This window comes from Demequina sp. (assembly GCF_016278765.1).
Classification (GTDB): domain Bacteria; phylum Actinomycetota; class Actinomycetes; order Actinomycetales; family Demequinaceae; genus Demequina.
On sequence record NZ_JADQBE010000043.1, the window covers coordinates 1 to 3,007 of the forward strand.

Annotated in this window: 1 protein-coding gene and 1 pseudogene; one reads left to right on the top strand and one right to left on the bottom strand. The window is 65.2% G+C overall.

What is annotated here, in order from left to right; all coding sequences use genetic code 11:
- Window positions 1-129: 129 nt before the first annotated feature.
- Window positions 130-1,185, top strand: coding sequence for a hypothetical protein (locus tag QZZ29_RS08170; RefSeq protein WP_291382495.1), 1,056 nt, complete (start codon window positions 130-132; stop codon window positions 1,183-1,185).
- Window positions 1,186-1,212: 27 nt separating this feature from the next.
- Here QZZ29_RS08170 and QZZ29_RS08175 read toward each other — a convergent pair.
- Window positions 1,213-3,007: pseudogene (locus QZZ29_RS08175) on the bottom strand (pyruvate dehydrogenase (acetyl-transferring), homodimeric type); the annotation flags it as partial.

Below are 3,007 nucleotides of genomic sequence, written 5' to 3' on the forward strand. Positions count from 1 at the left end.
CGTTTCGCGAGCAAATCCCAAATGAGGCACGCACCCCATTACGCGAGCACTTTAGGTGAGTCTCGTCGCCGTCTAGCGGGCACGAGGCTCGATCGCTAGGATAGTCGGTATAGCGAAAGTGAGAACATCATGGACGCCCAGCCCAGGCCGCTACTTGGATCCTTCCTCGGGCTCTTGCTCGGAATCGTCGTGGTGGCATTGCTGTGGCAGCTGGGCGTGGTGCCGCCCGATCGACTCGTCCTCTTTGGAGTCCTCGCGGTCACGATCGCGCTCGTCACCATCGTGCTGACGCAGCGCACGGCACTTGTCCGTAAGCGCTTCATCCTGGTGATGGTGCTGTGTGGGCTCCTGGCAGGAGTCGCCGTCGCGGGCCTCCCGGGCACGATTGCAGGTGGATCGATATCGGAAGCGTGCTCCGCGGACGGAACGTCGTCGCTCGACAGCAAGACGCCGGACCAGACATCGCTCGCCGACCCCTTCGATGTCACCAGGACCGATACGGTGCAGTGGAATGGGGCGTCGGCCGATGTTTTGACGAATTGGCGCAGTGCGCTCGGCTTGGACATTGGCGGCTTCCAGGTGAAGGTTTGGGACGGTAGTTCGGCGAACGATGAGCGGACACAGTCAAACTCCGGAGCCGCGGACGTCGAGAGCTATCTGGGGGACATCGAGGGCAGCACGGGGATCAGGCTTGCCGGGATCTACCACGTGTACGGTCACCTCGACGCTGACCAGGGAACCTGCGACATGAGCGCCTATGTGCGGGTGCAGGGTGAGGGAGCGTTCACGGGCACCCTCAACATGGCCTTGTGGATCGCCCTCGCGGCACTGATCCTCATCACCGCCATCCTGGCGGGCGTGGTCCGACACTCCATCACGCGGTCCGCAACGGTCGCGGGTGGCCCCTCATCAGCCGCGGTCGCGGCAGACCCACCTCCCACGCAGAATCGCGCGAAGGGGAATCCCGCGCGCGCCGAGAGCGGGCGCGGGACAAAGCCGGAATCCCAGCGTTCCGCACCGGGTGAGCCGATGGGAGTCGAGGGTCAGCACCCGATGCCGGGTGACGACGAGCCGCGAGCCAGGGGTGACATCGCCGGGGGTACGCGCGAGCCCGACGCGTCGTCCCCTCCGGGCGAGGCTGGCGCAACGCCGAACGACGGCGGGACCGACACGAGCCAGCGTTAGGGCCAGCTCACCCGCGAGGGCGGTCGGTTAAGCCTCGCCCCCGGCGTTACCGGACGTGCCCTTGGTGACATCGTGCAACTCGTAGCGCTCGATGGCGCGCGCCGTGGTGCCGCGTTCCACCTCGCCGCGACGCTCCAATTGCTGGAGCACGCGCGCCGCCGTCGACGGTCCGTCGATCTTGAAGTGGCGTCGAGCGGCCGCACGGGTGTCGGAGAAACCGAATCCATCGGCGCCCAGCGTCGCGTAGTCGCCCGGGACCCACGCGCGCACCTGGTCGGGTACCAGGTGGTCGTAGTCCGTGGTGGCGACAAACGGCCCCTTGGCACCCGCGAGCTTGCTCGTCAGGTACGGCGTGCGCGCTTCGCGCTCGGGGTGCAGGAACGTCTCGTGCTCGCAGTCCAGCGCCTCGCGCCGCAGTTCGCTCCATGATGTCACGGACCAGACCGTGGCGCGAACGTTCCAATGCGCCTGCAGCAGCTCTTGAGCCTCAAGCGCCCACGGAACGGCGACGCCCGATGCGAGGATCTGCGCCTGCGGGCCCTCGCCGGCGGGAACATCGGCGAACTTGTGGATGCCCTTGATGATGCCCTCGACATCGACGTCCTCGGGCTCCGCAGGCTGCTGGATGGGCTCGTTATACACCGTCAGGTAGTACATGACGTTCTTGTCTCGGCCATCTTCGGGGCCGTACATGCGCTCGATGCCGTCCTGCACGATGTGACGGATCTCGTAGCCGAACGCCGGGTCGTACGTGACGACGGCACGGTTGGTGCCCGCGATCAGCGGCGAGTGGCCGTCGGCGTGCTGAAGACCCTCACCCGTGAGTGTGGTCCGACCGGCGGTCGCGCCGATGATGAAGCCGCGCGTGAGTTGGTCGCCCGCGGCCCAGAACTGGTCGCCAGTGCGTTGGAAGCCGAACATCGAGTAGAAGATGTAGACCGGCACCATCGGCACGCCGTGCGTCGCGTACGACGTTCCGACGGCCTGGAATGCGGCGGCGGAACCGGCCTCATTGATGCCCGTGTGCATGATCTGCCCGGACTCCGACTCCTTGTAACTGAGCATCAGCTCGCGGTCCACCGGCAAGTAGTTCTGCCCCTGCGTGTTGAAGATCTTGGCCGAGGGGAAGATCGCGTCGAGGCCGAAGGTACGGGCCTCGTCGGGGATGATCGGCACGATCCGGTGACCAAACTTCTGGTCCTTGATCAGGTCCTTGAGCAGACGCACGAACGCCATGGTGGTGGCAACCTCTTGCTTGCCCGATCCCTTGCTGAGCAACTCGTAGACCAGCGGGTTGGGCAGCTCGATCGGCTCATAGGAATCGCGGCGCTCAGGAACGAATCCGCCCAGTTCCTTGCGCCGCTCAAGCATGTACTGGATTGCCGGGTCGTCGAAACCCGGGTGGTAGTACGGCGGGTTGTACGGATCCGCGTCGATCTGCTCATCGGTCACGGGGATGCTGAACGTGTCGCGCAGCACCTTGAGGTCCGCGGTCGCGAGCTTCTTCATCTGGTGGGTTGAGTTGCGTGCCGCAAAGTTGGTGCCGAGGCCGTAGCCCTTGATGGTCTTGGCAAGGATGACGGTGGGCTTGCCGTTCTTCTCGTTATAGGCGCGGGAGTACGCGGCGTAGAGCTTTTGGTAGTCGTGGCCGCCGCGCTTGAGCGCCCAAATCTCGTCGTCCGTCATGTCGGCCACAAGCTCCTTGGCGCGGGGGTCGCCGCCAAAGAACTGATCGCGAATGAAGGCGCCGGACTCGGCACGGAACGTCTGGAAGTCGCCATCGGGGACGGTGTTCATGAGGTTGGTGAGAGCTCCGTCATGG

Bases quoted from the DNA above. Each gene is read 5' to 3' on its own strand.
- QZZ29_RS08170 (WP_291382495.1), top strand. From the start codon at position 130: ATGGACGCCCAGCCCAGGCCGCTACTTGGATCCTTCCTCGGGCTCTTG.